The 20,832-nt window shown below is 50.3% G+C and carries 22 protein-coding genes; 4 read left to right on the top strand and 18 right to left on the bottom strand.

Annotation, left to right across the window (positions count from 1 at the left end; genetic code table 11):
- Nucleotides 1–7 precede the first annotated feature (7 nt).
- Both GOC95_RS12665 and GOC95_RS12660 read left to right on the top strand, forming a co-directional pair.
- Entirely contained in the window at nt 8–601 is a 594-nt protein-coding gene (locus GOC95_RS12665) for an SPOR domain-containing protein (protein WP_275357522.1), read from the top strand.
- Nucleotides 602–667: 66 nt separating this feature from the next.
- Nucleotides 668–1,312, top strand: a complete 645-nt coding sequence (locus tag GOC95_RS12660; RefSeq protein ID WP_194749682.1) for a thiol:disulfide interchange protein DsbA/DsbL — start codon at nt 668–670, stop codon at nt 1,310–1,312.
- A gap of 40 nt (nt 1,313–1,352) precedes the next feature.
- Here GOC95_RS12660 and GOC95_RS12655 read toward each other — a convergent pair whose 3' ends face one another.
- Together GOC95_RS12655 and GOC95_RS12650 are read right to left on the bottom strand one after the other, a co-directional pair.
- Entirely contained in the window at nt 1,353–3,044 is a 1,692-nt protein-coding gene (locus GOC95_RS12655) for an NAD-binding protein (RefSeq protein WP_275357520.1), read from the bottom strand.
- 13 nt (nt 3,045–3,057) lie between these two features.
- Nucleotides 3,058–3,432 carry a DUF6394 family protein gene (locus GOC95_RS12650; RefSeq protein ID WP_194749680.1) on the bottom strand — a complete coding sequence of 125 codons (375 nt, stop codon included), beginning with the start codon at nt 3,430–3,432 and terminating at the stop codon, nt 3,058–3,060.
- A 59-nt stretch (nt 3,433–3,491) separates the two neighbouring features.
- On the opposite strand from GOC95_RS12650, the gene GOC95_RS12645 reads away from it, so the two are divergent.
- Nucleotides 3,492–4,316, top strand: a complete 825-nt coding sequence (locus GOC95_RS12645; RefSeq protein WP_275357626.1) for an SDR family oxidoreductase — start codon at nt 3,492–3,494, stop codon at nt 4,314–4,316.
- 97 nt (nt 4,317–4,413) lie between these two features.
- A complete protein-coding gene (locus GOC95_RS12640) occupies nt 4,414–4,635 on the top strand; it encodes a hypothetical protein (RefSeq protein ID WP_275357517.1) in 222 nt (73 codons plus the stop codon).
- Nucleotides 4,636–4,689: 54 nt separating this feature from the next.
- On the opposite strand, the gene GOC95_RS12635 is transcribed toward GOC95_RS12640, so the two are convergent.
- From GOC95_RS12635 to GOC95_RS12560, 16 genes are all read right to left on the bottom strand, one after another.
- Nucleotides 4,690–5,454, bottom strand: coding sequence for an arylamine N-acetyltransferase (locus tag GOC95_RS12635; protein WP_275357515.1), 765 nt, complete (start codon nt 5,452–5,454; stop codon nt 4,690–4,692).
- Between the two features lie 92 nt (nt 5,455–5,546).
- Complete coding sequence (gene ettA / locus GOC95_RS12630) at nt 5,547–7,211, bottom strand: energy-dependent translational throttle protein EttA (protein WP_194749677.1); 1,665 nt, start codon at nt 7,209–7,211, stop codon at nt 5,547–5,549.
- 226 nt (nt 7,212–7,437) lie between these two features.
- Nucleotides 7,438–7,902 carry an Hsp20 family protein gene (locus GOC95_RS12625; protein ID WP_275357513.1) on the bottom strand — a complete coding sequence of 155 codons (465 nt, stop codon included), beginning with the start codon at nt 7,900–7,902 and terminating at the stop codon, nt 7,438–7,440.
- A gap of 115 nt (nt 7,903–8,017) precedes the next feature.
- Nucleotides 8,018–9,238: an EAL domain-containing protein gene (locus GOC95_RS12620; RefSeq protein WP_275357511.1), complete on the bottom strand. Its 1,221-nt coding sequence runs from the start codon at nt 9,236–9,238 to the stop codon at nt 8,018–8,020.
- 102 nt (nt 9,239–9,340) lie between these two features.
- The gene (gene glmS, locus GOC95_RS12615) at nt 9,341–11,176 is read right to left on the bottom strand and encodes a glutamine--fructose-6-phosphate transaminase (isomerizing) (RefSeq protein ID WP_275357509.1); all 1,836 of its coding nucleotides are present in this window, start codon (nt 11,174–11,176) and stop codon (nt 9,341–9,343) included.
- A gap of 4 nt (nt 11,177–11,180) precedes the next feature.
- A complete protein-coding gene (gene glmU / locus GOC95_RS12610) occupies nt 11,181–12,551 on the bottom strand; it encodes a bifunctional UDP-N-acetylglucosamine diphosphorylase/glucosamine-1-phosphate N-acetyltransferase GlmU (protein WP_275357508.1) in 1,371 nt (456 codons plus the stop codon).
- A gap of 96 nt (nt 12,552–12,647) precedes the next feature.
- The gene (locus GOC95_RS12605; RefSeq protein ID WP_275357506.1) at nt 12,648–13,073 is read right to left on the bottom strand and encodes a F0F1 ATP synthase subunit epsilon; all 426 of its coding nucleotides are present in this window, start codon (nt 13,071–13,073) and stop codon (nt 12,648–12,650) included.
- A 68-nt stretch (nt 13,074–13,141) separates the two neighbouring features.
- Nucleotides 13,142–14,578 carry a F0F1 ATP synthase subunit beta gene (gene atpD, locus GOC95_RS12600; protein ID WP_194749671.1) on the bottom strand — a complete coding sequence of 479 codons (1,437 nt, stop codon included), beginning with the start codon at nt 14,576–14,578 and terminating at the stop codon, nt 13,142–13,144.
- A 67-nt stretch (nt 14,579–14,645) separates the two neighbouring features.
- Nucleotides 14,646–15,515, bottom strand: a complete 870-nt coding sequence (gene atpG, locus GOC95_RS12595; protein ID WP_275357504.1) for a F0F1 ATP synthase subunit gamma — start codon at nt 15,513–15,515, stop codon at nt 14,646–14,648.
- Nucleotides 15,516–15,544: 29 nt separating this feature from the next.
- Nucleotides 15,545–17,086 carry a F0F1 ATP synthase subunit alpha gene (gene atpA / locus GOC95_RS12590; RefSeq protein WP_194749669.1) on the bottom strand — a complete coding sequence of 514 codons (1,542 nt, stop codon included), beginning with the start codon at nt 17,084–17,086 and terminating at the stop codon, nt 15,545–15,547.
- 16 nt (nt 17,087–17,102) lie between these two features.
- Nucleotides 17,103–17,639, bottom strand: coding sequence for a F0F1 ATP synthase subunit delta (locus tag GOC95_RS12585; RefSeq protein ID WP_194749668.1), 537 nt, complete (start codon nt 17,637–17,639; stop codon nt 17,103–17,105).
- A 17-nt stretch (nt 17,640–17,656) separates the two neighbouring features.
- On the bottom strand, nt 17,657–18,127 hold the full coding sequence (locus GOC95_RS12580) for a F0F1 ATP synthase subunit B (protein WP_194749667.1): 471 nt from the start codon (nt 18,125–18,127) through the stop codon (nt 17,657–17,659).
- Between the two features lie 79 nt (nt 18,128–18,206).
- On the bottom strand, nt 18,207–18,473 hold the full coding sequence (gene atpE, locus GOC95_RS12575) for a F0F1 ATP synthase subunit C (RefSeq protein WP_018987204.1): 267 nt from the start codon (nt 18,471–18,473) through the stop codon (nt 18,207–18,209).
- Nucleotides 18,474–18,520: 47 nt separating this feature from the next.
- Entirely contained in the window at nt 18,521–19,357 is an 837-nt protein-coding gene (gene atpB, locus GOC95_RS12570; protein ID WP_124552423.1) for a F0F1 ATP synthase subunit A, read from the bottom strand.
- Between the two features lie 29 nt (nt 19,358–19,386).
- Nucleotides 19,387–19,779, bottom strand: coding sequence for an ATP synthase subunit I (locus tag GOC95_RS12565; RefSeq protein ID WP_194749665.1), 393 nt, complete (start codon nt 19,777–19,779; stop codon nt 19,387–19,389).
- A gap of 148 nt (nt 19,780–19,927) precedes the next feature.
- Nucleotides 19,928–20,788: a ParB/RepB/Spo0J family partition protein gene (locus tag GOC95_RS12560; protein ID WP_194749664.1), complete on the bottom strand. Its 861-nt coding sequence runs from the start codon at nt 20,786–20,788 to the stop codon at nt 19,928–19,930.
- Between the last annotated feature and the right edge of the window lie 44 nt (nt 20,789–20,832).

Below are 20,832 nucleotides of genomic sequence, written 5' to 3'. Positions count from 1 at the left end.
ATTATCTATGAGTCGCGACTACAAACCCTCACAAGCCAAAGCAAAAAGCAAGAGCAGCGGCAGCACCTTCTTTAATGGCCTGCTGGTCGGCCTGTTTTTGGGCGTCGCCTTGACGGTCGCGCTCATCATTTATATCAAAGGTGACCACAGCCCGTTCTCCAGCGCCTTCAAGAATGACAGTGGCTCGCAAGAGCTGCCGATCAAAAGCACCGTCACCGAAGAAGAAGTCAAACCTGGGAGCACCTCGATTGAGGACCCTAACAAATTTGACTTCTACACCATTTTGCCGGATACCGAGAGCAAAATCAGTGAAGAGCAAGTGAAAAAGAACCCGACCATCAAACAAGAAAGCTACTTTATTCAGGTGGGCGCGTTTGCCAAAGAGGATGATGCCAACAATCTCAAAACCCGACTGGCACTGGTAGGCTTTGAGGCCGTTGTACAAACGGCAGAAATTCCGAACAAGGGCACCATGCACCGTGTACGCATTGGACCGCTCAACGATCTGGCAAAAATTACAAAAATCAGCCATGACCTGGAAACCAATGGCTTTCAGCCTAATCTGATCAAGGTCAATATCGAATCTTCAGCATCGCATTAATGCTGTCATCGTATCGCCAACTGTCACGTTAAACCATTACTTTCCACACATAAGGAAACGAATATCATGAAAAAAATGTTGTTAAGTTTGATGCTCTGGGCAGGCTTCACCGCCACTGCTGCCTTGGCTGAGCCGCAAATGGGTGAGCAATTTGATCAGGTTGCACAGCAAATAACGACCGATCAACCTGCCAAAATCGAAGTCATGGAGTTATTCTGGTACGGCTGTCCGCACTGCTATCACATGGAGCATCCGCTGGAAGCCTGGGTGAAAAAATTACCTGCGGATGTGTATTTCAAACGCATGCCAGCCTTACCCAATGCCAGCTGGGCGCCCATGGCCAAAACCTATTTTGCCATGCAAGAACTGGGCGTACTGGATAAACTGCATACCCCATTGTTTGACGCCATTCATAAAACAAAAAGCTTGAACCCGGCGGACGAAGCTGCAGCCATTGACTGGGTGACCAAACAAGGTGGCCTGGACAAGATTAAAGTTGAAAAAGCTTTTAAGTCGTTTGCGCTGAACATGCAAATGAACAAAGCCATGCAGGTGTTCCGCGCTTCCGGCGCTACAGGCGTACCTGCCTTGATTGTTGATGGCAAATACATCACCGGCAGCTCCATGGCCGGAGGCAATGAAGCTGCCTTGCAAACAGCGGACTTTATTATCCAGAACGTGCGCAAGGACCGCGCAGCGGGTAAAAAATAAGCACCAATGACAATAAAAAACCCTGCTTAGGCAGGGTTTTTTATTGTTTCAGCCAGCGGCCAATCCAGGTTTCAGGCATCTCATTCCCTGTCACCAGATAATGCAAGGTTTTCAGGTCGTGCAGCAGATAGCGCTGGATCGATTTGGCCTGATCCAAACCACAGAATAAAATTTTATCGCCCATCTCCAGCGGCGTCGCCAGGTCCGGTAATAACATTTTTTCACCCGCGCGCAGCAACATTAACGGCACCACCGGCATTTCATGCCGCTGTTGACCGGCAGGATTCATGAGTAAATGCTTGAGCGCTGGTCCCAAGCCTTGCTGCATGAGGCCACACACCGCCACGGCCATGTCATCCGCAATCGTAATATCCCAGGTATCTGGCACTTGCTCACCGAGCTTGGAAACCAGTTGCGCAATCACGGCATTGGCCCAGGCATTGCCCTGATGCCGCGCCGTGGCAAGAAACTCGGCCAACATGGGTGAAACCATATAAGACAAACAGGTGTGTGCAATCACATCACTGGGCTGCATGGTGATGTCGGCATCAAAATGTTGAAACAGCGGCTCGTTATGGCGCTTGTTCTTGCGGATGATCACAAACAGATTAGGGTTGAGTTCCAATGCCGTCATGACGATAGACAAGTTATTAATGTCATTGTCGGTGCCCGCTACAATACCCACCGCCTGCTCAATCCCGGCCTGTTTCAAGATGTGCGACTCCACACCGCTGCCGATAATGCATTGCTCACATTGCGTGCCTGCCGGATCTGCCTCGATGATCGTGACATGCATGGCCTCATTTTGCAGGCTTTTGACGACGGACTTGCCAAAGCGACCAAAGCCACAAGCAATCCAGTGGCCTTGCGGAATGGCGGCCGGGGTTTCAATCGCATCGCCCGGTGCACGCGTCAACCACTCATGCAGCAGGTAAGTGCCCAATGCGTTGAGCCGCATGGCCAAGTGTTCCCCAAAAATATGGTAAGGATTAATAATGCGGTCTGTGCCAAACGAGGCCATATTGGCGGCGATGACATCATCCTGTACACGCGCCAGCACCGGCAATCCAGGCTTGATCAGCTTCACCGCCACCGAGATTGCCAGGTTGGCATGGTCATCATCGGTCAGCGCCGCCACCCCGCGGCACATGGGATTTTTAATGCCGGCGTAGAGCAACACCTCGGATAACTTTGCATCTGCGCATAAGTGCGGAATATGAAACTGGTAATTCGTCAGCTCAAGTTCATTCACGCGTTCTGGCGAGCGTTCAAGCACCACCACCCGCAACTCGTTTCTATCCAGCGCCCTGACCAGCTCGCCGCCGGTTTCCCCATAGCCACAAATCAGGTAAAACGGCTCCATCAGGTTTTTGACATCGCGCTGGAAAATCGCAGTTTTAAACGCCTGCTTGAGTGCGCCCTCCTGAAACAACCCGATAATCGCCCCGATGGCGTAAAACCAGGAGATCACCGTCACATAAATCGAAAAAGTCATCCACAGACGCTGTGGCGTGGTAAACGGGTAGGGGAGTTCACCAAAACCGATGGTGGTCGCGGTATAACTCAGAATATAAAAGGCATCGAAGAAATTCAGATGATAGGCTTGGCCGCGGTCATTTACCCCGGGGATCAACACAAAGCCAATCATCGCAATGGCATAGCTGACAATCAACATCAGCAGCGGCGCACGCATGCGCCGCAAAATCCAGAACACAATTTGATTGAGCGTCATGCTGACTACGTGCTTAGCGACGCAGGGTCACGGTTTCATAAATCAGCAAAATGACCGACGTGATATTGGCGAGAAATGCACCACCAGACAAAGAAACCACCCCGACAATCACCTCAGTATCCGCGCCGTTGCTACCAGCAACGGTCCAGATAATTGCTGCGCCAATCAACTGTAAATCGGCGACCAGGCTGGTAGCGAGGTGGATCGCACCAATCTGCGTCCGGTCACCAAATTTAAGTACGGTGGCGATCAAATTCACCACAATGGCGACATACAACTCGTAATGCAAGTGATGTTGCGGGTTATCAATATCACCAACAAAAAATCCAAAGTTAAGCGTCATGGCTAGAATAATAAAAAAGCCAAAAATCACTTTTTCCAAATTCATCTACGTTTCCCCGACCAGTGTTTTATGGCATTCTACCCGATTAAAATTTGTTTACTGCAATGTATTTTATGGCGAAAACCAATTCTGACTGCCTGCATATTGTGATTACCGGTGCCTCCAGTGGCCTTGGCGCCGCCATGGCCACGGCCTATGCCCAACATTATCGGCAACAATTGCAACTAAGTCTGTGCGGTCGCAATACGGGCGCCCTGCAAGCGCTTGCCAGTCAGCTGAGCAGCCAATATCAGGTTGCCTGTACAACTTACAGCGTCGATGTAAGGCAGGCAGACCAGATGCAAGCCATGGCGCAAGCCGCCATCCAGCAATATGGCACCCCGCATATCGTCATCGGCAATGCCGGCGTCAGCCGTGGCACCCACACCGAATACCAGGACGACATCCCCGCCTTTCAAGCCGTGTTTGATACCAACGTCATGGGACTGGTGCACACTTTTCAACCGTTTATCGAGGCCATGAAACAGGCAACAGAGCAGGGCAAGATGGCGCAACTAGTTGGCATCGCCAGTGTGGCCGGGATTCGCGGCTTGCCTGGCGCCGGCGCTTACAGCGCGAGTAAAGCAGCGGCCATTACCTACCTCGAAAGCCTGCGCGTCGAAATGCAGCAATATGCGATTACCGTCACCACCATCGCCCCCGGCTACATCCGCACGCCCATGACCGACATCAACACCTACCCGATGCCCTTTCTCATGGATGCCGATGTCTTCGCCCGCAAAGCCATGCGCGTGATTGCCCAACAACGCCGCTTTAGTGTCATCCCCTGGCAAATGGGTATCGTCGCACGCCTGCTCCGCATGATCCCGCCCGGCCTGTGGGACTGGATCATGAAAAAAGCACCGCATAAAGCCAGGCTACCCGATTAAATTTAGCCGCCATCAAGGTCGATTAGCCCGAACAGGCTATTGAGTAGATATTTCAGTTGGAGATAATCAAACAAACCCACCTTGTTTTAAGAGAAGTATGGACAACACCCAACCCCGCCAACACCCTCTACAGCCACAAGCACACGAGGTCTGGCAAGACCAATGCCGCATCTGCCTGATTAACGGCAAGCTGGTTGCCTTGCCTTATATTGAAGCGTCACGCTTTGACGATTACGAATTCGGTGCCACGCTGGCAGCCATTAATGCCAACCGGCTGATACGTAAACTGGTGAACAAAGAGCAATCTGCTCCTTGCTAGTCAAACCAGCCTCTGCGACGTCCTGCCAGGTCAGGATGCATGGGGCAAAAGTTTTTACGTCGACAACCCAAAGAGGGTTTTAAGCGTATCGCTACGCTCACCCTTCGGTATGATCCTTTTTGTCACCACGCCATCGGTGATGGTTTTCAAGGTGTCGCCGAATAAAATCATCCTGCCTGCCGGCTGATGTAATACAACCAGCAATCTCTGCACAAAAATCGCCTCAGGGTGAGTGGAGTTCATAAAATTTGCCGGATAAAAATCAATCCACTCCCAGGGATGCAGGTCAAACGCAAACTGGTTTTGCCAGCCCTCATCGACGCGTGCCTGTACTAAAAACTCGCGCTCGCCCTGGGTACGCAACATAAAGCAATCATGGTCCTGCATGGTTTCCGTATCCAGCCTATTTAAGGCCAGTGGTGCGCGGATACCATAGCTGCCAAAACCCAAATCACATAACCAGGCTTGTTGCTCGAGATGTACCACAATTGCCATATGCGTTTTGGGTCTGCGCACCGGATAAAACATTGGTCGCGCCGCGACCAGCTGAAAGCGAAAGCCCAGCGCCTGTAATGCCATGGCAAAGACCCCATTCACTTCGTAGCAATATCCCCCACGTTGCCGATAAATAACTTTCTCGACTATCTCCTCTGGCACCATGGAAACCACCTTGCCAGCCTGTACATCCAGATTTTCAAACGGCACACTGAATAGCTGACAGCGCATGAGTGCACGCAAGGTCTCGATATTGGTGTCAGGCTGTCCCACATAGCCTATGCGGTTGAAATAATCCTGCAGTTTGAAATTGGTTGCTTGCATGTGAATAGGATCCTGTGAACAAGTTGCTCTGAAGTGCGCTCCACAGTAACACGATCCACATAAAAAAGCCCACCTTGCGGGTGGGCTGTCTTTTATCGCGTAATCGGTTTATAGCGGATACGTTTGGGTTTGGCACCTTCTTCACCCAGGCGTTTTTTCTTGTCAGCTTCGTATTCCTGATAGTTGCCGTTGAAAAACGTCCATTGCGAGTCGCCTTCGGCGGCCAGAATGTGCGTAGCAATCCGGTCCAGGAACCAGCGGTCGTGCGAGGTCACCAGTACGCAACCTGAAAACTCAAGCAAGGCATCTTCGAGCGCTCGCAGGGTTTCCACATCAAGGTCATTCGAGGGTTCATCCAGCAGCAAGACATTAGCCCCGGAAATCAGGGTCTTGGCCAAATGCAAGCGACCACGTTCACCACCCGAGAGTTGACCAACGATTTTTTGCTGGTCGCCACCTTTGAAGTTGAAGCGGCCAATATAAGCCCGGCTAGGCATTTCAAATTTACCAACGCTGAGCACATCCAGCCCGCCAGAAATCGCTTCGAATACGGTTTTATCGTTGTCCAGGCCATCACGGGTCTGGTCGACTGCAGCCAGTTTAACCGTTGGGCCGGTGATGATTTCACCACTATCAGGCTGCTCCTTGCCTTGCAGCATGCGGAACAGCGTGGACTTACCGGCACCGTTGGGGCCGATCACGCCAACAATCGCGCCAGGCGGAATGGTGAATGAGAGGTTATCAATCAACAAGCGATCCCCAAAGCCTTTGGAGACGTTGCTAAACTCAATCACCTGGTTGCCAAGACGGTCACCGGGCGGGATAAAGATTTCCTGCGTCTCGTTGCGGCGCTGGTATTCGACGCTGGACATTTCTTCATAACGTGCCAAGCGCGCCTTGCTCTTGCTCTGACGCGCTTTTGCCCCTTGGCGCACCCATTCCAGCTCTTGCTTCATGGCTTTGCGGTGGGCGTCTTCCTGTTTTTGCTCCAGCGCTAAGCGGTCTTCTTTTTGTTCCAGCCAGCTGGAGTAGTTGCCTTTCCATGGAATACCCTCACCGCGGTCCAGTTCCAGAATCCATTCAGCGGCATTATCCAGGAAGTAGCGGTCGTGGGTGACAGCCACCACGGTGCCGGGGAAGCGCACCAGAAACTGTTCCAGCCACTCGACGGATTCCGCATCCAAATGGTTGGTCGGCTCGTCCAGCAACAGCATGTCAGGTTTTGACAGTAACAATTTGCACAAGGCCACGCGGCGTTTTTCACCGCCTGACAACGGGCCGATTTTTGCGTCCCAGGGTGGCAAGCGCAGTGCATCGGCGGCAATCTCTAATTGCTGCTCGACATCACTTCCGCTGGCGGCCAGGATATTTTCGTACTTGGCCTGCTCTTCGGCCAGTTTGTCAAAATCGGCATCAGGTTCAGCATAGGCGGCATAAATTTCTTCCAGCTTTTGCTTGGCTTCCATGATAGCGCCCAAGCCGGCTTCGACCTCCTGACGCACGGTTTTATCAGCATCCAGCTGTGGCTCTTGTGGCAGATAGCCAATCGAAATATTCGGCTGCCATTGCACTTCGCCTTCAAACTCTTTATCCGCGCCCGCCATGATGCGCAGCACGGTCGACTTGCCTGAGCCGTTTAAGCCCAGCAAGCCAATTTTTGCGCCCGGGAAAAATGAAAGGGAAATATTTTTGATGATTTGCCGTTTGGGCGGCACGATTTTGCTCACGCGGAGCATGGACATCACATATTGCGCCATTTGTATTACATCCAGAGTATGGTTGGAAGCGGCTATTTTAACGCAGAGCGGGGATAAACAAGGAATTCTTTAGCGTTAGATAACCGCGGATGAGCATGGCATGCGGACAGTGACATGCGCATGCAAGGCGGTTGACTGGATGCCTTTGCTAAGGCGACTAAACAGATTTCTATTCTGCAGCTAAATATGAAAAAAGGGCCAACTGGCCCTTTTTTATACCCTCAGCTTAAGCTGCTTTTTGCTCGATCAAGTTAGCGCTTGCATTTGGGACTGCGGTGCCAATTTCAATTTTGCGTGGCTTAAGTGCCTCAGGAATCTCACGCACCAAAGCAATCGTCAACAAGCCATTTTCGAGCTGTGCCCCGGTGACTTTCACATGATCGGCCAACTGGAACTTGTGCTCAAAGTCCCGGGTGGCAATGCCCCGGTGCAGATAGGTGGTTTCCTGTTCTTTTTTGGCTTTGCGGCCAGTCACGCGCAAAGCCTGGTGTTCAGTTTCAATCTCCAGCTCATCTTGCTGGAAGCCAGCCACTGCCATCACGATTTTGTAGGCGTTTTCGTCTACCAGTTCGATGTTGTAAGGTGGATAGCTGATTTCGTTTTCACTGCGCTGGCTTTCGTTGAGCATTTTAGCCAAACGGTCAAAGCCAATTGCGGTTCTGTAGAAGGGGGTTAAGTCATAACTACGCATACGTTGATCCTTTCAAAAATAAGCGATTAACATGATTCACAGACCTCAAACTGCAAGCATCTGTATCGTGTAAATGGGTATGCGCTTTATCTTTTCAAGAGGGTCAGGTATTGATTTATATTCCCAGAGCCTCGGTCCAGGCCAGCGCCTCCATATGGCACTGATTAACTTTTTCCGGCTTGAGTTGCAGCATGGCAGCCATCTCTAAAATTTCTTCATTGTTGGCATCCTCGCAGGCTTCAGTGAGCTTGAGGAAAGGGCCAAAAATTCCCTGGCGCTCAACCAGTGCATCGACGATCGTCTCAGGTAATTGTAGTTTTTCGAGGATGTTTTCCATCGGCACTTTAAGCATCACATCCAGCAGCGAAAATACGCCCACCACAAACAGATTGTCACGGTCGCGCTTTTCAAAAAACGGTTCGCCCAATAACTCGGTCAAGCGGCCACGTGTAATTGAGGTTTTCATCAGGGCAGGGGAGCTGCTGTTGTTACCCGCCGTGACCATAAGTAAAGTCAGCCAGCGATAAAGCTGGTTGCGCCCCAAGATGGTCAAAGCATGACCGATGGATTGCACTTCGCATGACAAACCAAAGCCCACGGAATTGATATAGCGCAGCAGTTTATAGCTCAGCGTGGTATCACGTTTAAACCCATTTTCGATGTCCTTGTTTTCTGCCTCCTGGCTGACCAGGTTCAACAAATGCAACACGCCATCAAAGCTTGGATTAATGACCTTGCTGCTGATATTTTCTGGCTTGGCATAAAAATAGCCTTGGAACTGGTGATAACCCGCATCCAGCAGGTCCTGAAACTGGTTATTTTCCTCCACCTTTTCTGCGATGAGGGAACATTGATCGTGCTGGTATTTTTTTAACCATTGTTTAGCTTGTGCAATGTCCACATTGCGCATATCGATCTTGATAAAGTCGGCATAAGGCAACAAGGCCTCCAAATGCGGGTAGTGTTGCGGATTATCCAATGCGATACGGAATTTGAGTTGTTTCAACTCCTGGCAACGTGCCAGGATTTCTGGGGTGACCTGAAGGTGATGCACCACTTCGAGCACGGTTTTTTCTGCCGGCATCAATTCCAGAAACACGCTATTGAGCATGACATGATCGACGTTGATGAATGCCAGCTGCTGGCCGAGTAACCAGCTCTCATGCATTTCGTCCATGGTGGTATTCAGGATACGCGCGCAGGTTTGAATATCTTCCTCAAATGGCGTGTTGCTGCCATCCGTCTCATTACGGAAGAAAAACTCGTAGCCTATGATTTGTTGTTGATCATTAACAACCGGCTGGCGACCGATAATACTGTGTTGTGACGTGGTCATGACTGCATTCCTGATTAGCACCGAATACCAGTTTATGGCAGTCATCGCCATTTTGTATTGAAAAAAAAGCCCCGAATCTCGGGGCTTTTCTGGGGTTTATGATTATTCGACGGTCACACTCTTGGCCAGGTTACGTGGTTTGTCTACATCTGTGCCTTTAAACAAGGCGGCGTGATAAGCCAGCAGCTGCACAGGAATCACATGCAACACCGGGGAGAGCGCGCCGACATGGCGCGGCGTGCGGATGACCTGTACGCCTTCAGACGCATGAAAGTGGCTGTCTGCATCCGCAAACACAAACAACTCGCCACCGCGTGCCCGGACTTCCTGCATGTTGGATTTGACCTTTTCAAGCAAGGCATCGTTGGGGGCAATCACCACCACAGGCATATTGCTATCAACCAGCGCCAAGGGGCCATGTTTTAACTCACCGGCAGGATAGGCTTCGGCATGGATATAGGAAATCTCTTTAAGCTTGAGCGCGCCTTCCATCGCAATCGGGAAGTGGATGCCACGGCCGAGGAACAAGGCATGTTCCTTATCGCCAAAGCGATGTGCCCATTCGCGAATCTGAGGCTCCAGATTCAGCGCAATTTGCACGCTGCCGGTCAGTTGGCGCAGCTCGGCCAGGTATTGTTGCTCTTGCGCATCGGTCAAGAGACCGCGCACTTTGCTCAAGGTAACGGACAGGACAAACAATGCAATCAATTGCGTGGTAAATGCCTTGGTACTGGCCACACCGATTTCTGCACCAGCACGTGTGTAGTAAATCAGGGATGATGCCCGTGGGATGGCGCTTTCTTGCACGTTGCAGATGGCAAGACTGAAAGGATGCCCCAGTTTTTGGGCATGTTTGAGCGCTTCCATCGTATCCAACGTTTCACCGGATTGCGAAATGGTGACGATCAGCTGCTTGGGATTAGGCACCGAATCACGATACCGGTATTCGCTGGCGATTTCGACTGAGGTTGGAATCTTTGCGATGCTTTCCAGCCAGTATTTGGCGGTCATGCCCGCGTAATAGCTGGTCCCCGCCGCTAAAATCAATACGCTATCAATCTGTTTGAAAATGTCAGCTGCTGTCGCACCAAACAATTCACACCTGAAAGCGCCATCATCAATAAGCGCCTCAATGGTATCGCTAATCGCGCGTGGTTGCTCATGAATCTCTTTTTGCATGAAATGGCTATATGGGCCCAATTCCAATGAGGCCAGAGAGACATCACTCATGTGCACTTTGCGCTGCACGGTTTCACCTTGCTTATCGATAATCGTCACGCGATCGGTTTGCAAGGTGGCGACATCGCCATCTTCCAGATAAACCACTTTACGCGTGGCTGACAGCACCGCAGACACATCGGAAGCAACGAAATTTTCGCCTTCTCCATAGCCAATCAACAGTGGGCAGCCCAAGCGGGCAACAATCATGGTTTGTGGCTGGGCCAGGGCGATCACACTGATCGCATACGCCCCGGTCAGCTCACTGATCGCTTGTCTGACAGCCACCAGCAGGTCTTTGCTCTGCTGGTAATAATAATGCACCAGATGGGCAATCACTTCGGTATCAGTTTGTGAAGTAAAGTGATAACCCAAGGCTTGTAAACGGTCACGCTGTTCATCGTGGTTTTCGATAATGCCGTTATGTACCACGGCGATTTCAGCCTGGTCTTGCGTAGGCGAAACATGCGGGTGTGCATTTTGTTCGGTGACGCCACCGTGCGTTGCCCAACGCGTGTGGCCTATGCCGATCTGGCTGGTTAAGCCCTGTGCTTTGCGCTCTAATTCAGAGACGCGGCCGACCGCACGCACACGTACGATGGACTGGTTGAGTACAGCAATCCCCGCTGAGTCATAGCCGCGATATTCCAGCCGGCTAAGGCCTTCAATTAACAAGGGAACAATATTACGGTTTGAAACTGCACCGACAATGCCACACATATGTTTATTTTTTCACCTTTTGCGGACGTTTCCATCCTTGAATTGAACGTTGCTCACGTGCACGACAGAGCGTTAATGTCTCTGCAGGCACATCTTTAGTGATGGTGGAGCCTGCGGCAATCGTCGCCCCTTTGCCTATGGTCACAGGAGCGACCAATTGACTGTCAGAACCCACAAACACATCATCTTCTATCACAGTCTGATGTTTATTGGCCCCATCATAATTGCAAGTAATCGTTCCCGCACCAATATTGACGTTTGCCCCGACAGTGGCGTCTCCCACATAACTCAAGTGGTTGACCTTGCTACCCAGGCCAACGCTGGCATTTTTAAGTTCGACGAAGTTACCCACATGCGTCTCGGCAGCCAGGTGTGTGCCCGGACGCAAGCGCGCGAAGGGGCCGACTTTACTATCCTGACCGACCCTGGCCTCTTCTATATGAGTAAATGCAGCTAATGTGGTATTGCGTGCAATCACGGCATTTTTGATCACACAATTTGGACCGACATCAACACCATCTTCCAAGGTGACTTCCCCTTCAAAGACACAGTTCACATCAATACGCACATCACGGCCGCAGTTCAGGTGACCTCGAATATCAATTCGCTGTGCATCCATGAGGGTGACGCCTTGCGTCATCAAGTTGAGCGCCTGTCTGTGTTGATATTCACGCTCCATCTGTTGTAAATCCAGCTTGGAATTGATGCCGGTAACAGACCAGGCATCGGCGACCACATGTGGTAGTACCGCCCGTCCTTCGTTCACAGACATTGCAATGATATCTGTCAGATAATACTCTTGCTGCGCATTGTTGTTTTGCAGTTGAGCCAGCCAATGCTTCAGCGCTGCATTAGGCATGGCCATAATGCCGGTATTCACTTCCTGAAGGGCTCGTTGTGCTTCACTGGCATCCTTATGCTCAACAATGGCCACAACCTGATTTTGTGCATTGCGCACGATACGGCCATAACCGGTCGGATCATCCTTGATAAACGTTTGCACAACCAGATGTGCATCTGCCTGTGACAGCATGTCGCGACAGGCCTCAACATCGACCAGCGGCACATCGCCAAGCAGAATCAGTGTTTTTCCTTGCGCAGGCAGATGGGGGAGGGCTTGCTGAACGGCATGTCCGGTCCCCAGTTGCTCGGCTTGTAAAACCCACACCAAATCCTCGCCCGGGGTTTGTTGCTGGACCTGTTCACCCCCAAAACCATAGACCACAATGATTTTTTGAGGATTGAGTTTGCGTGCGGCGTTGATCACATGATGCAGTATCGGTGTGCCGCCAATGGCATGCAGTACCTTAGGCAGATCTGAGCGCATACGGGTGCCTTTGCCTGCCGCCAGAATTACAATATTCAAATCAGTCATGCGATTATTTTATCTCAGAAACAAAAAAGGCGGCTTGAAAGCCGCCTCATTTGTCATTGTCTGCATTAAATTTAATGTTAAACGCTAATGCAACAACTAGTGGACTGATTTACGCAATTTCTGAATTGCCTGGATTTGTGCAACAGCCTCTGCCAACTCAGCTTGCGCTGCGGCATAGTCAATCTCCGAAGAACGGTTTTTCAATGCTTCTTCGGCCGCTTCCTTAGCTGCAATAGCCTTGGCTTCGTCCAGATCCTGCCCACGAATGGCTGTATCCGCCAGTACGGTAATCATGCCTGGTTGCACTTCCAGCATGCCGCCAGAAATAAAGATCAGGGTTTCTTCCTGTTCTGCAGATTGCTTGATACGCAATGCACCGGGCTTGATCGTGGTAATCATTGGTGCGTGATTTGGGTAAATACCCACTTCACCTGCACCTGCCGGGGCCACGACAAATTCGGCTTCGCCGGAGAAGATAGATTCTTCGGCACTCACCACATCGATATGCACTGTATTTGCCATAATGTTCTCTTTTCTATATCACTGAAATAAACAGGCAGATGGCACCCATCTGCCTGTAGTCATATCTATTAGTTCAGTGTTTTAGCCTTTTCAACAGCCTCTTCAATGCCACCTACCATGTAGAAGGCTTGTTCTGGCAAGTGGTCATACTCACCATTTACAATCGCTTTAAAGCCTTTAATGGTTTCTTTCAGTGGTACATATTTACCAGGCGCACCGGTAAACACTTCTGCCACGTGGAAAGGCTGTGACAAGAAACGTTGGATCTTACGTGCACGGCCAACCACCAGTTTATCTTCAGGTGACAGCTCGTCCATGCCCAGAATCGCAATAATGTCGCGCAGCTCTTTATAACGTTGCAGTGTAGACTGCACCGCACGTGCAACGGAGTAGTGCTCTTCACCCACAATTTGTGGATCCAGCTGACGTGAAGTTGAATCCAGTGGGTCAACCGCTGGGTAAATACCCAATGAAGCAATGTCACGTGACAGAACCACGGTCGAGTCCAAATGCTGGAATGTGGTTGCTGGGGATGGGTCAGTCAAGTCATCCGCAGGTACGTAAACGGCCTGGATAGATGTAATAGAACCGACTTTGGTTGAAGTAATACGCTCTTGCAGACGGCCCATTTCATCAGCAAGGGTAGGTTGGTAACCTACGGCAGATGGCATACGGCCCAGCAACGCAGATACTTCAGTACCGGCCAGTGTGTAACGGTAAATGTTGTCTACGAAGAACAACACGTCACGGCCTTCGTCACGGAATTTTTCAGCCATGGTCAAACCGGACAACGCGACGCGCAAACGGTTACCAGGAGGTTCGTTCATCTGACCGAACACCATCGCCACTTTGGACTCTTTCATATTGTCCAGCTTGATCACGCCAGCTTCTGCCATCTCGTGGTAGAAGTCGTTACCTTCACGGGTACGCTCACCTACACCGGCAAATACGGACAAACCGGAGTGCTGTTTAGCAATGTTGTTGATCAGTTCCAGCATGTTCACGGTTTTACCTACACCCGCACCGCCGAACAGACCCACTTTACCGCCTTTAGCAAACGGGCAAACCAGGTCAATCACCTTGATGCCTGTTTCAAGCAGGTCAACAGAAGGAGACAGCTCTTCAAACGCTGGCGCTTTCTGGTGGATAGAACGGAATTCTTGTGAGTCGATAGGACCGACTTCGTCGATTGGGCGGCCCAATACGTCCATGATACGGCCCAATGTGCCTTCACCGACTGGGACAGAGATCGCTGCACCTGTGTTTTTGAACGCAGTGCCACGTGCCAGACCATCGGAGGAACCCATGGCGATGGTACGGACAATACCGTCGCCCAATTGCTGTTGCACTTCCAAAGTCAAGCCAGTCTCAGCTTTGGAATCTTTGTCATCAATAATCAATGCATCGAATACTTTAGGCATCTGATCGCGTGGAAACTCCACGTCAACCACAGCGCCGATACACTGCACTACTTTACCTGTTACTGCTTGATTTGCCTTTGCCATTTTCTTTTCCTAACTGTATGAGTCAGATCTAATTGAATTCTTAAACTTGCTGCCTTAAAACGCACCCTTAGGACGAAACCGCAGCTGCACCGCCGACGATTTCAGAAATCTCTTTGGTAATGGCAGCCTGACGCGCCTTGTTGTAGACCAGTTTCAGTTCACCAATCACGCTCTTAGCGTTATCTGAGGCTGATTTCATCGCTACCATACGGGCAGATTGCTCAGAGGCCATGTTTTCAGCCACTGCGTTATAAATCAATGACTCAATGTAACGCATCATCAATTCATCTACGACCGGTTTTGCTTCTGGCTCATAGATGTAATCCCAATGACCATTAGGACTGCCCAGTTGCTCGCCAGTCAAAGGCAACAATTGTTGCATGGTTGGCACTTGCTTCATGGTATTGATGAATTTGGTATAGCAGATGTAAAGCTGATCAATTTCACCGGCAATGTACGCATCGAGCATCACCTTGATGGTGCCGATGAGTTTTTCCAGATGCGGAGTATCGCCCAAACCGGTGATATGGGATTTCACTTGTGCGCCCACCCGGTTCATGAAGCCATAGCCTTTGTTACCAATGGCGCTGACGCTGATGCCTTTGCCTTCGCTTTCCCAGGTTTTCATCTGGTTCACCGACATGCGCAGTACGTTGGTATTCAAGCCACCGCACAATCCTTTGTCCGAGCTGACGACAATCAGACCCACGTTTTTCACCACGTCACGTTTAATCAAAAACGGATGACGATACTCTGATTGTGCAAATGAAAGGTGAGCCGCCACGTTGCGGATTTTTTCCGCATAAGGGCGGGAGGCACGCATTCTATCCTGCGCCTTGCGCATTTTAGAGGCGGCCACCATCTCCATCGCCTTGGTGATCTTGCGTGTATTTTCTACACTCTTGATCTTGGTTCTAATCTCTTTACTTCCTGCCATATGCGTTTCCTAAGTCGAAGTGTCAGAGATTAATAAGCGTTGGTCGCTTTGAAGTCCTGAATTGCTGCTTCCAGTGCTTTTTCGTTATCACCGCTCAAATCCTTACTGGATTCGATTGTATCAACGATATTTTTGTACTTGGAGCTCAGGAAACCGTGCAATGCGTTTTCAAAGGCCAAGACTTTGTTGGTTGGCACATCATCAAAGTAACCTTTGTTAGCAGCAAACAGGCTGATACCCATATTCGCCACACTCAAAGGTGCGTATTGGGCTTGCTTCATCAACTCGGTAAACATACGACCGCGGTCCAGCTGTTTGCGGGTTGCTTCGTCCAAGTCGGAAGCAAACTGCGCAAACGCAGCCAATTCACGATACTGCGCCAAAGCCAGACGGACACCACCGCCCAGTTTTTTGATCACTTTAGTTTGCGCTGCACCACCCACGCGAGACACGGAAATACCGGCGTTGATCGCAGGACGGACACCAGCGTTAAACAGGTCACTTTCCAGGAAGATCTGACCATCGGTAATCGAAATCACGTTGGTTGGAACGAATGCAGACACGTCGCCAGCTTGTGTTTCAATCACTGGCAAGGCAGTCAATGAACCTGTTTTGCCTTTAACTTCACCGTTGGTGAATTTTTCAACATATTCTTCATTGACGCGCGCAGCACGCTCCAGCAGACGGGAGTGAATGTAGAACACGTCACCTGGGTAAGCTTCACGGCCTGGTGGACGACGCAGCAACAGGGAAATCTGACGGTAAGCCACGGCTTGTTTGGACAAGTCATCGTAGACAATCAATGCATCTTCACCACGGTCACGGAAGTATTCACCCATGGTACAACCGGCATAGGGTGCCAGGAATTGCAGGGCAGCCGAGTCAGAAGCGGTTGCCGCCACCACGATGGTATAGGCCATCGCGCCGTGCTCTTCAAGTTTGCGTACCACGTTAGCAATGGTAGAAGCTTTCTGGCCAATCGCAACGTAGATACAGGTCATGTTCTGACCTTTTTGGTTAATGATCGCATCCACAGCAACCGCTGTTTTACCTGTCTGACGGTCACCAATGATCAATTCACGCTGACCACGACCCACTGGCACCATGGAGTCAATAGACTTCAAACCAGTTTGTACAGGCTGTGACACGGATTTACGTGCAATCACACCTGGGGCGATTTTTTCAATTTTGTCTGTCAGCTTGGTGTTGACTGGACCCTTGCCATCAATCGGCTGACCCAACGCGTTCACCACACGGCCAATCAGCTCGGGGCCCACTGGCACTTCCAGAATACGGCCTGTACATTTACAGACGTCGCCTTCAGTGATGTGTTCATACTCACCCAGCACCACGGCACCCACGGAGTCACGCTCCAGGTTCAATGCCAGACCGAATGTGTTGCCTGGAAACTCGATCATCTCACCAGCCATGACGTTAGACAGGCCGTGAATGCGCACAATGCCGTCTGTCACAGAAATCACAGTACCTTGGGTACGTGCTTCTGCGGCGGTAGAGAAGTTTTCCAAACGGCTCTTAATAAGCTCGCTAATCTCTGATGTAGATAACTGCATTTAATTCTCCTATGCCTTATGCTGTGAGCGTATAGGCTAAATTTTGTAACTGACCTTGGACAGACGCGTCGATAACGGTGTCGCCAACAATAATTTTGATGCCGCCGATAATTTCCGGATCAACGGAAACGCTTGCTTCAATTTTCTTGCCGAACTTGGCTTCCAGACGCTTGACCAAATCTTTGGTTTGCGTTGCCGTGATTTTGGCAGCGGCAATGATTTGTGCGTCCAAGGTGCCTTCATCTTGCGCTTTTAAAGCCTCAAAGGCTTCAGCAATGGCAGGCAATAAGGATAAACGGCCATATTCAACCAAAGTCTTGATCAAATTTTGACCATGCTCGTTAAGATTGTCGCCACAGACTTTGAGGAATGCGCCTTCAACATCTGCAGCATTCAGTTTGGGGTTATCAATCAGGGTTTTCATTTGGTCATTAGAAGCCACTCCGGCTGCCAATGCCAACATATCAGACCATGTTGCCAATGCATTTTTCTCTTTGCCCAACTTGTAGGCAGCGACAGCATAAGGCCTTGCAATGGTTGAGAGTTCAGCCATGTTTTATCCCTTTAACCTTATAGTTCCGCAGCGAGTTTAGACAACATTTCGCTATGTGCTTTGGCATCAATCTCTTTGCGCAGGATTTTTTCTGCACCAGCCACAGCCAGTGTTGAAACCTGTGCACGCAGACCCTCTTTGGCACGGTTCACTTCCTGATCGATTTCAGCTTTGGCACCGGCAATAATGCGATCACCTTCAGCCTTGGCGTTTGCTTTGGCTTCATCAATGATTTGAGCGGCGCGTTTTTCGGCTTGCCCAATGATCTCACTTGCTTTTTGTTTGGCCTCGTTCAATGTTGCTTCAGATTTTTTGGCAGCCACTTCCAGGGCGCTCTTGCCCTCTTGGGCAGCAGCCAAACCATCTGCGATTTCCTTTTGGCGTGTTTCGATCGCTTTTAACAGCGGCGGCCAAACGAATTTCACTGTGAACCAGATCAACACTGCAAATGCGATAGCTTGCGCGATGAGTGTGAAATTAATATTCATGTTGGATCCATCATACTGATTGGTTGAAAGGTTTAAGTCACTACTTAAACCCTACCGGGCGGTGATCACCGAGTAAAAATTACTTGGCAACAACGCTCAACAATGGGTTTGCGAATGCAAACATCATTGCCAGACCAACACCGATAATGAAAGAAGCGTCGATCAAACCCAACAGCAGGAATACTTTACCTTGCAGGGCAGGGATCATTTCTGGTTGACGAGCAGCGCCTTCCAGGAAACTTGCACACATGATACCAATACCGATACAAGCGCCAGCGGCACCCAAACCAATGATCAAACCAATACCAACGCCTGTGTAGGCTTGAATCAATGCTAATGCTTCCATTTAATACCCTCTCTTATAAAGAATTAAAAACAACTACAAAGTTAAAACTAGTGTGATTCATGCGCCATGGCCAGGTAGACCACAGTCAACATCATGAAAATAAACGCTTGCAAGGCCACAATCAGGATGTGGAAGATAGACCATCCAGCACCCAGTACAGCACCGGCAACAGTACCAGTCAGGCCAGTGGCAGCCCACATACCCAACAGCAAGAAGATGATTTCACCAGCGTACATGTTACCGAACAGACGCAATGAGTGAGAAAGTGGTTTTGAAACGTATTCAATCAGGTTAAACAAGAAGTTGGCAGGCCATACCAAAGGATTGCTACCAAATGGCGCACAGAACAATTCGTGAATCCAGCCACCCAGGCCTTTGGCTTTGATAGAGAAGAAAATCATCAGGAACCACACCGCCAATGCCAAAGCAAACGTGGTGTTAATGTCAGAAGTCGGGACGATACGCCATTTGGTATGCTCGCCACCAATTGCTGATGCCACATTTGCTACGTGGTCTACCGGCAGGAAGTCCATCGCGTTCATGACCAGCACCCAAACAAACACGGTCAGTGCAGCCGGCGCAATAAAGGAATGACGGTTACCGTGGAAAATGTTTTTAACCTGGTCATCGACAAAACCGAATAACAACTCAACAAACGCCTGACGCTTAGTCGGTACGCCAGCGGTCGCTCCGCGTGCCACCCACCAGATCAGCCCCATTACCAGCAAACCCAGCACGACTGAAGTCAGCAGGGTGTCATAGTGCAATACCCAAAAGCCTTCAGAGGTGGCATTGCCATTCACACCTTGTGCATTAAAGCTCAGGTGGTGCGCGATATATTCAGAAGGAGTCAGTTCTGCGTGTTGTGCGTGTTCGGTTGTCATATGTTCAAACTATTTTTAAGTTAACTGGTCTACACATTTGCTTGTGATTTTGCGAGCGCAGCGCCAGAAAAAAGCGCAGCGGCTGCCAAGCCTGCAATCAATGCAAAAGGCACCAATGCATGAAACAGCTTGAAAACCACAAACAGGATAATCGCGATGATTAATATTTTTACTGCTTCTGCCTTGAGTAAATTGAGTAATACCGCCGTGGGATCTGTTTTCAGCTGACCTTTGGCTGCAATTCTTGCAGCAAACCAGGCACCGATCACAACGGAAATGCCGCCCATCAAGGCTGATAATGCTGCATTGATCCCTGCCAATGCAAATGCTGCTATGGTCACTGCCGCTGTCGCCATGAGTTGCCAGCGCAGCATGTTACGGTAAAGCGACATGCCAGCCGCTTGGGTTTCGAGACCACTCATGGGGTTAGCCCGCAAAAATTCAAGACAAAATACTACAAAGACGCGAGATTTTGAATTATTCACCCGACGAAGTCAAGCACCAAACTAGCCATAACTGCCTGAATGAGCTGGAAAAATCGAGGCCTGCAGGTTGGCTACGTCATTTTGCTTACGATTTTAGGTGATTGTCGGTCAGTTTCGCTATCCAATCATCAAGCTGATCCAGATTTGCAAAACTCAGTTTCAAGACACCCGCGCCGTTCGCCTTACTGCTAATACTGACCTCAGCCCCCAACTGCTCACTGAGTTGGTTTTGCAGAGTCGCCACATCTGGATGCACGGCAGGCTTGGCTTTTTTGCCACTCGCCGGCTCCGATTGAATCATGCGCTCCACTTCACGCACAGATAAGCCATCCTGAACCACCTTGTTTGCCAACAAGATTTGCTGGGCCGGCTCTATCCCCACCAACGCACGCGCATGGCCCATGTCAATCTGGTTATCCAGCAACATATCCTGCACCATAGGGGTCAGTGTCAGCAGGCGCAACAAGTTGGACACCGCCACTCTCGAGCGACCCACGGCTTGTGCCGCTTTTTCGTGCGTCATCTCAAATTCGTCAATCAGGCGCTTAATGCCCATGGCTTCTTCGAGTGGATTCAGGTTTTCACGCTGAATGTTTTCAATCAGCGCCATCGCCAGCGCCGCTTCGTCGGCAATTTCCCGCACTAGCACGGGCACTTCGGTCAGGCCCGCCTTTTGCGAAGCACGCCAGCGACGTTCACCGGCGATAATCTCAAATTTTTCCGGGGCAATTTCACGTACCAGAATCGGCTGCATAATGCCTTGTGCCGCGATCGAGTCAGCCAATGTTTGCAGGGCTTCCTCGTTCATATAGGAACGCGGCTGATATTTGCCTGGCTGCAACTGCCCTACAGGCAATGTGCGCAACATGTCTGACTGGGCAATTGTTTCCGCATCCCCTGATAACAATGCGTCGAGTCCGCGACCGAGTCCCTTGGGCTTCACCATGCTGCTACTTCCTTATAAATGTATGTCTGAAATGAAATGGATAA

It is taken from the genome of Methylophilus sp. YYY-1 (assembly GCF_029132825.1).
In the GTDB taxonomy this organism is placed as follows: domain Bacteria; phylum Pseudomonadota; class Gammaproteobacteria; order Burkholderiales; family Methylophilaceae; genus Methylophilus; species Methylophilus glucosoxydans.
The sequence above is the reverse complement of the archived record's forward strand: the minus strand, read 5'-3'. Positions and strand labels throughout refer to the sequence as shown.